At 38.3% G+C, this 6933-nt stretch carries 8 protein-coding genes; 7 read left to right on the forward strand and 1 reads right to left on the reverse strand.

Annotated features, from left to right (window positions below; translation table 11 throughout):
• The first annotated feature begins 114 nt into the window (after nucleotides 1–114).
• From V7659_RS19415 to V7659_RS19445, 7 genes are all read left to right on the forward strand, one after another.
• Nucleotides 115–459, forward strand: coding sequence for a flagellar basal body rod protein (locus V7659_RS19415; RefSeq protein ID WP_335541515.1), 345 nt, complete (start codon nucleotides 115–117; stop codon nucleotides 457–459).
• A gap of 21 nt (nucleotides 460–480) precedes the next feature.
• Entirely contained in the window at nucleotides 481–1140 is a 660-nt protein-coding gene (locus tag V7659_RS19420; protein WP_335541517.1) for a PspA/IM30 family protein, read from the forward strand.
• Nucleotides 1141–1364: 224 nt separating this feature from the next.
• On the forward strand, nucleotides 1365–2030 hold the full coding sequence (locus V7659_RS19425) for a carbonate dehydratase (protein ID WP_335541519.1): 666 nt from the start codon (nucleotides 1365–1367) through the stop codon (nucleotides 2028–2030).
• Between the two features lie 208 nt (nucleotides 2031–2238).
• On the forward strand, nucleotides 2239–2439 hold the full coding sequence (locus tag V7659_RS19430) for a cold-shock protein (RefSeq protein ID WP_007083691.1): 201 nt from the start codon (nucleotides 2239–2241) through the stop codon (nucleotides 2437–2439).
• 322 nt (nucleotides 2440–2761) lie between these two features.
• Nucleotides 2762–3934 carry a DUF3800 domain-containing protein gene (locus V7659_RS19435; protein ID WP_335541521.1) on the forward strand — a complete coding sequence of 391 codons (1173 nt, stop codon included), beginning with the start codon at nucleotides 2762–2764 and terminating at the stop codon, nucleotides 3932–3934.
• Nucleotides 3935–4052: 118 nt separating this feature from the next.
• Nucleotides 4053–4508, forward strand: coding sequence for an SgcJ/EcaC family oxidoreductase (locus tag V7659_RS19440; protein ID WP_335541522.1), 456 nt, complete (start codon nucleotides 4053–4055; stop codon nucleotides 4506–4508).
• 109 nt (nucleotides 4509–4617) lie between these two features.
• Nucleotides 4618–5619, forward strand: a complete 1002-nt coding sequence (locus V7659_RS19445) for an LLM class flavin-dependent oxidoreductase (protein WP_335541523.1) — start codon at nucleotides 4618–4620, stop codon at nucleotides 5617–5619.
• A 63-nt stretch (nucleotides 5620–5682) separates the two neighbouring features.
• On the opposite strand, the gene serC is transcribed toward V7659_RS19445, so the two are convergent.
• Nucleotides 5683–6780, reverse strand: a complete 1098-nt coding sequence (gene serC, locus V7659_RS19450) for a 3-phosphoserine/phosphohydroxythreonine transaminase (RefSeq protein WP_335541524.1) — start codon at nucleotides 6778–6780, stop codon at nucleotides 5683–5685.
• Between the last annotated feature and the right edge of the window lie 153 nt (nucleotides 6781–6933).

Below are 6933 nucleotides of genomic sequence, written 5' to 3' on the forward strand. Positions count from 1 at the left end.
AAAATCAAGCTAAAGCGCAATTATGAAATACCCTGAAAAAAGGTAAGATGAAATCAAGATAAAGTTATGAAAAGCTCAGTGTTCAAGTTAAGTGAAATGAAGGAGGATAATAACATGAAAAAATTTGGGTTACTGTTAGTGGGTGGGATTGCTGCATTTATTTTACTAAAAACCATTGGTCCGATGGTAGGGTTACTTGTAAGCCTTGCGATTCTTTACTTCATTTATAAACAGTTTTTGAAGGCGGAATCTACATGGTGGAAAATTGGGTTAATCATCATCGGCTTAATTGTTTTATCAGCAACCATCCACCATATTCCAGCACTTATCGGGGTAGGTGCAGCTTATGTACTTTTTCTTGTTTATAAACAATGGAATAAAAATAAAAAGCCACCAGTGAACAAGGAGTCCGATCCATTTGAAAATTTTGATAAACAATGGAATGAATTAAAAAAATAATAATCAAAGGGGAAAATGAAAATGGCAAACTTATTGACTAAAATTAAAGATCTCATTATTGCTGATTTGAATGAAACACGTCAACACAAGGATAAACAAAGTCCAATTGCTTTACTTAATCAATATCTTCATGAGTGTGAGCAAGAGACAGAGAAAGTTGGTAAACTAGTCGAACGTCAAGCAAGTTTGAAGGAAGAATTTACGCGAGAATACCTTCAGGCAACAGAACGAGCAGAAAAAAGGAAGTACCAAGCAGAGATCGCTTCGATCGCTGATGAAACGGAACTCTATCAATTTGCCTCAGCAGAGCATCAGCAATATGCTGAACGTGCAGAGCGGCTTAAGACATCTCTTGCACAAGTCACTGAGCAGTTAAGTGAATTAGAAAGAAAGCACGATGAAATGAAACATAAGTTAAAGGATATGAATTTGCGCCGGATGGAATTAATGGGTCGGGAAAATGTCACACGGGCTAATCTCAAAATAAATCAGGTTTCAGAATCAAGTTCATACTCGGACCAATTTTCATCCAAGTTTAAAGATATCGAAAACTATCTGGAACGATTAGAACAAAAAGTGAACCAATCTTTTCTCCACAGCACGATCGATGCACGGATGGAGCAGTTAGAAAAAGAAATGGGTAAGCAGGAAGATACATCTGTGAAGCTGACAAAAGAATAATTTTTAAAGGGCAGTGATTTTGAAATCACTGCCTTTTTGTTGGATTGAAAAGTACTCATACGGACAATACTTGCCAAGATTGTATGGGAACTGTCTTAAAAATAGGCAAAAGTTTCAGAACTCCCCCGAATCTATGACTGCAATAATGGTATTAATTCAGAAAACATACGTATAAGTAGTATGAATAAGGGAGAATCCAGTTTCAACAGAGGGGGGAATGCATCTTGTGGAACTATCCCAATAATGTAAATGGTCCTTATAATATTTATAGTTACTTTGTAGGTTCGAATCCGGTAACTTCCGTAAATCCAACACCGCTTTTTCCGAAAATTAATAAAACGGCCTTCTTAAGTCCGTTCACCTATATTGTCGGAGACGTCACCATTCGGAATAACACGTTTGTCGGCCCATTCGTCAGTATCCGCGCAGATGAGGGGTCCCCGTTTTATATTGGAAACAACTGTAATCTACAGGATGGCGTAATCCTTCACGGCTTAAAAAACAAACATATTGAGGTTAATAACAAGAAATACTCGATTTATATTGGTGACGAGGTATCCTGTGCACATGGGGCACTAATTCATGGTCCCTGTCAGATCAAAAAAAATGTATTCATTGGTTTTAAGGCAATCGTTTATCATGCCCAGGTCGGCGAAAGGAGCTTTATCGCCTCCGGAGCAGTTGTGACCGGTGGAGTAACACTTAAACAGGGCAGTTTTGTCCCACCGGGTGCGCATATTGATACGCAGAAAAAGGCTGATTCCTTATCACAAGTTCCTAAAAATGAGGTCGAGTTTGCCCATGAGGTCCAGCGGGTGAATCAAGAATTTCCTTTTGCCTATTCGATTGTTTTTGGAAAAGACCGGTGTACATGCGGCCTAACTTGTTGATTATAATAAAAATCGTGTTGGAATGAAATTACACCTTTCAAGAGAATCTTTCGTGTCGAAGGTTTGCATTACTAGGCAGTCTCTGTTATAGTAAGGAAGAATTATTTTTGTTTGTCGGTAGGATAATAAGTGCTAAACTTTCTGTCTTGAAGATCTGAGCAAGGATAGTAACACAATGTGTGCAAAGCACACGAGGAGGAAACAACAAATGGAACAAGGTAAAGTGAAATGGTTTAATGCAGAAAAAGGATTCGGATTCATCGAACGCGAAGCAGGAGACGACGTATTCGTACACTTCTCAGCTATCCAAAGCGAAGGTTTCAAATCTTTAGACGAAGGTCAAGCTGTAACATTTGAAGTAGAACAAGGTCAACGTGGACCCCAAGCTACTAACGTTCGCAAAGCATAATAAGAACCAATAGATAAAAAGACTCTTTTGTAGAGTCTTTTTTTTGTGCCCAATAAAACATAAAAAACCCTACTCGGCAGTCGAGTAGGGCGGGTATTAGAATAACGTAAAGCAAATGGTATACAGAGTATAGCACACAATCATAGTAATCCCTAATCTTTTTTATAAAGTTGTATTTTCCAATTCCCCCAACATACTAATCCCAAGATCACTTTTAACCATATTATTCTTTAATTTTTAAGGGGAAAATTAACTATTTAAAGGTTTTCGAGCCTATTTTGTTGAATTAAGAAAGTAAGAATTTAGAAGTGAGGTGGGGAGAATGAACGATATCCAATTTGCGTTTATTGATGAATCAGGTGATTATAGTTTTGATTTCGGAAGTAATGAAGTATCAACCCACTTTATTATCGTTGCTATTCTAGCAAAAGAGTCTAATAAAGAATGGTTAGAACAGGAAGTCGAGAAGGTTCGACAAAAATACTTTTCAAGCGAAGAAATGCAATCTGCCAGAATCGACAACCCTCATCAAAGAATTCAGCTATTAAATGAACTGAAGGATTTACCGTTTAATATCTATGCGTATGTCGTCGACAAAAGAAAAATTAGAGAAGATAACGGCATCACGTTTGAAAAGACATTCATTAAATACATGAATCGTTTGATTTTTGATGACTTGAAACGGACCTTTGATCAGCTCGATCTTGTTTTGGTTGAACAGGGATCGAAAGAATTCATGACTGAATTTAAAACCTATATCACTGAAAAAAGTATTCCCGATTTATTTAACTACTCCACCTTTGGATTTAACAACAATTCATCAGAGATTCTCCTCCAATTGGCTAATATAATTGCTGGGACGATTGCGAAAGGGTATGATCAAACCCAGTACTCGGAACATTATCCGCATTTTAATAAAATCATTAAAAAGAAAATCATCGCAATGAATTTATGGCCGCAAAACTATAAAAATTATTTACATGATTACATATCTAGGAATCAGGACTCTCAGTTTGATGAGGTTATTTTTCAACAATCGGTGAATTTATCCCTTCATTACCTAGAGAAAAATAAAAACAGTGAAGACATGGATGAAAAAATTAGAATTGATTTTCTCAAGTTTTTGCTATTTAATCTTCGAGAAAACCCAAATGAATATGTCTACACACAAGAAATTCTCGATAATCTTAATGCCATTCGGGTGAACAAAATCAATCACCATTACTTCAGGTCGAACATCGTCTCCAAGCTCCGGGATAGCGGTCTGTTAATTGCCAGCAGCAATAAGGGCTATAAACTGCCGGTTTGTTTAACAGACGTATATGATTTTGTTAATTTATCAAGCCTAACGATACACCCAATGATTCAAAGAATATCCAAGTGCCGCAATCAAATTCTATTGGCCACTAACAATGAAATAGATATTCTCGAAAACAATGAATATGAATATCTAAAAAAAATAATTGAAATGGAAAAATTATTAGTTACGGAATAAAGGGTCAGTCCTGGTTCATCTGGGACTGACCTTTATTTGAGGTTGGACTGACCCGAAGGTTGAAATAAAACTCATGTTTGATTTACGATAATAACAAAGCAATGAGAGGAGTAAAAGGATGGAATCAAAAGATGTACAAGCAGTTTATAAAAAGCTATTAGATGCCTGGAATGAACGCAGCGCTGAGGGAATGGCAGCCTTATTTACGGAGGATGGCGAGAGTATCGGATTTGATGGGTCTCAATCAATTGGCAGGCAGGAAATATTATCGCATCTGAAGCCAATTTTTGAACATCATCCAACGGCAAGATTTGTTAGTAAAGTGAAGGATGTCCTTTTTTTAAGTTCCGAAATTGCCCTAATACGAGCTATTGCAGGCATGGTGCCTCCGGGGCAATCGGATATTAATCCAAACGTGAACACTCATCATACACTGGTTGTGGTAAAAAGAGGAGAGGATTGGCAAATACAACTTTTTCAAAATACGCCTGCTCAGTTTCATGGCAGACCTGAATTGGTGGAAGAGATGACTGAAGAACTGAGGGAGTTAATTAGGGTGTCAGGCACCATGTGAAGAAATTCACATGGTGCCTGACACCAAATCTTGTTAAGCATTTGTTTTTGATTTCTTCATTCCTATTGTTACTATAGTAGTATTCTCTTTAGGGAAAGGAATGAAAAAAATGACAACTACTCAAATACCAGTATCTGTTTTGAATTTAGCCCCAATCCGGAAGGGGCAAACTCCAAGCCAAGCGATTGAGTCAATGGTTGAACTCGCGCAATCGGTTGAAACGATGGGCTTTCAACGCTATTGGATTGCAGAACATCATAATACAGCGACACTTGTCAGTTCAGCGACATCGATTCTAATCAAACATGTATTAGAACATACAAATACGATTCATGTAGGGTCTGGCGGGATTATGCTCCCAAATCATTCTCCGCTTGTGGTTGCAGAACAGTTTGGCACTTTAGCAACAATTTATCCTAATCGTGTCGACTTGGGGCTTGGGCGGGCACCTGGAACAGATATGATGACGGCAAGCGCTTTAAGACGTTCGAAAAATGATTCTGTCTACACCTTCCCGGATGATGTGAATGCACTGCTTACTTATTTTGGCCCAGCAGAAAAGCAAAGTTATGTGAAAGCCTATCCTGGTGTTGACACGAATATTCCGATTTATATCCTTGGATCATCGACTGATTCAGCGTATCTAGCGGCAAGCTTGGGACTGCCATATGTATTTGCTTCCCACTTTGCCCCAAGATTTATGGAAGAAGCGATCTCAATCTACAGAAGTCGATTCCAGCCTTCAGAATATTTGGATAAACCATATATGATGGTTTGTTTAAATGTCATTGCTGCTGAAACAGATGATGAAGCACAGTTTTTATCGACAACAATGCAGCAATTTTTCCTAAATGTTGTTCGTGGAACGCAAAATCCGTTACAGCCCCCAGTTGAAAGCTTGGATGAGATTTGGACTCCGATGGAAAAGGAAATGGCCGCCACGAAACAAAGTGTGACATTGATCGGAAGTAAAGAAACTGTCCGCCAACAGTGGATAGCATTCCAAGAGAAATATCACGTCGATGAACTCATGGCAGTATCGTATATTTATGACACGGAAAAACAAAAACGTTCGTATGAAATATTGAAAGAAGTAGTTGACGGTAGATAATGATAATAAAAAAGACCAGAAGAGACATTTTATCTCCTCTGGTCTTTTTGTCTTACAGAAATCTTAACTATTTTCTGATTGGAATTTAATCATGAACTCTTTGAATGCCTGGCAGGCTTCCACTGGAACTGCATTATAGGCTGATACTCGGCAACCGCCAATTGATCGGTGTCCATTTACGCCGACAAAGCCTTCTTGTTTCGCTTCCTCGAGGAATTTCTTTTCTAAGTCTTTTGACGCTAAGTTAAATGTAAGATTCATAAGGGAACGGCTTTCTGGTGTGGCATGACCAATGTAAAAACCATTACTTGCATCGATTGTATCATAAATCAAGTTGGCTTTTTTCTCATTCAGCTTTGCAATGGCATCCAAACCACCCAATTCACGCGCCCAGTTTAGCACCTCCCCGAGCATATAGATGCCGAAAGTTGGCGGTGTGTTATACAATGAATTATTTTTAGAATGAGTGCTGTACTTTAACATCGTTGGGATATTTGTATTTGCTTGTTCAAGCAAATCCTTGCGAATAATCACAACAGTTACGCCTGAAGGGCCAAGGTTTTTCTGTGCGCCTGCATAAATAAGAGCAAATTTACTGACATCAATTGGCTTAGACAGAATATCACTTGACATGTCTGCGATCAATGGAACATCACCTGTGTCTGGGAAGTCCTTCCATTGTGTACCATAAATCGTGTTGTTTGAAGTTACATGGACATAAGCGTCTGTTGAATCGTACTGTAATTGATCAAGCGCAGGAATACTGCGGTAGTTGCCTTCTTTCGTAGAAGCCGCATGGTAAACTTCACCAAATAGTTTTGCCTCGGTGAAAGCTTTCTCTGACCAAGAGCCAGTCATGACATATGCCGCTTTTTTACCCGTTTGTAAAAAATTCATTGGTACCATCGAAAATTGAAGACTTGCACCACCCTGCAAGAAGAGTACTTCATGCGTATCAGGAATGGATAGAAGCTCCTTTAAGCTGTCAATCGCCTGATTATGTACCTCTTCATAAGCTTTGCTGCGGTGGCTAAGTTCCATGACGGACATGCCAGTACCTCGAAAATCAATTAGTTCTGCCTGAGCTTTTTCTAAAACAGAAATGGGTAATGCAGAAGGGCCTGCATTGAAATTATAAGCACGTTGGACTTGCAGTTTCATTTTTATCACTCCATTTTTTCTTTTCTATGACTATACCACACATATAAAATTCCGAAAATAAATTTAATTGTGAAATAGTGAATTTTTAAATATTTTTTTTTAAAAATGGCTGTGTTAATGCTTATTGTTTATTTTGGCACCCTGTTGATTGGA

It is taken from the genome of Neobacillus drentensis, assembly GCF_036966985.1.
GTDB classification, from domain to species: Bacteria; Bacillota; Bacilli; order Bacillales; family Cytobacillaceae; genus Neobacillus; species Neobacillus drentensis_E.

Coding starts and splice junctions, on each gene's coding strand:
- V7659_RS19445 (WP_335541523.1), top strand. CDS start 4,618: ATGACAACTACTCAAATACCAGTATCTGTTTTGAATTTAGCCCCAATC.
- V7659_RS19430 (WP_007083691.1), top strand. CDS start 2,239: ATGGAACAAGGTAAAGTGAAATGGTTTAATGCAGAAAAAGGATTCGGA.
- V7659_RS19420 (WP_335541517.1), top strand. CDS start 481: ATGGCAAACTTATTGACTAAAATTAAAGATCTCATTATTGCTGATTTG.
- V7659_RS19435 (WP_335541521.1), top strand. CDS start 2,762: ATGAACGATATCCAATTTGCGTTTATTGATGAATCAGGTGATTATAGT.
- V7659_RS19440 (WP_335541522.1), top strand. CDS start 4,053: ATGGAATCAAAAGATGTACAAGCAGTTTATAAAAAGCTATTAGATGCC.
- serC (WP_335541524.1), bottom strand. CDS start 6,780: ATGAAACTGCAAGTCCAACGTGCTTATAATTTCAATGCAGGCCCTTCT.
- V7659_RS19415 (WP_335541515.1), top strand. CDS start 115: ATGAAAAAATTTGGGTTACTGTTAGTGGGTGGGATTGCTGCATTTATT.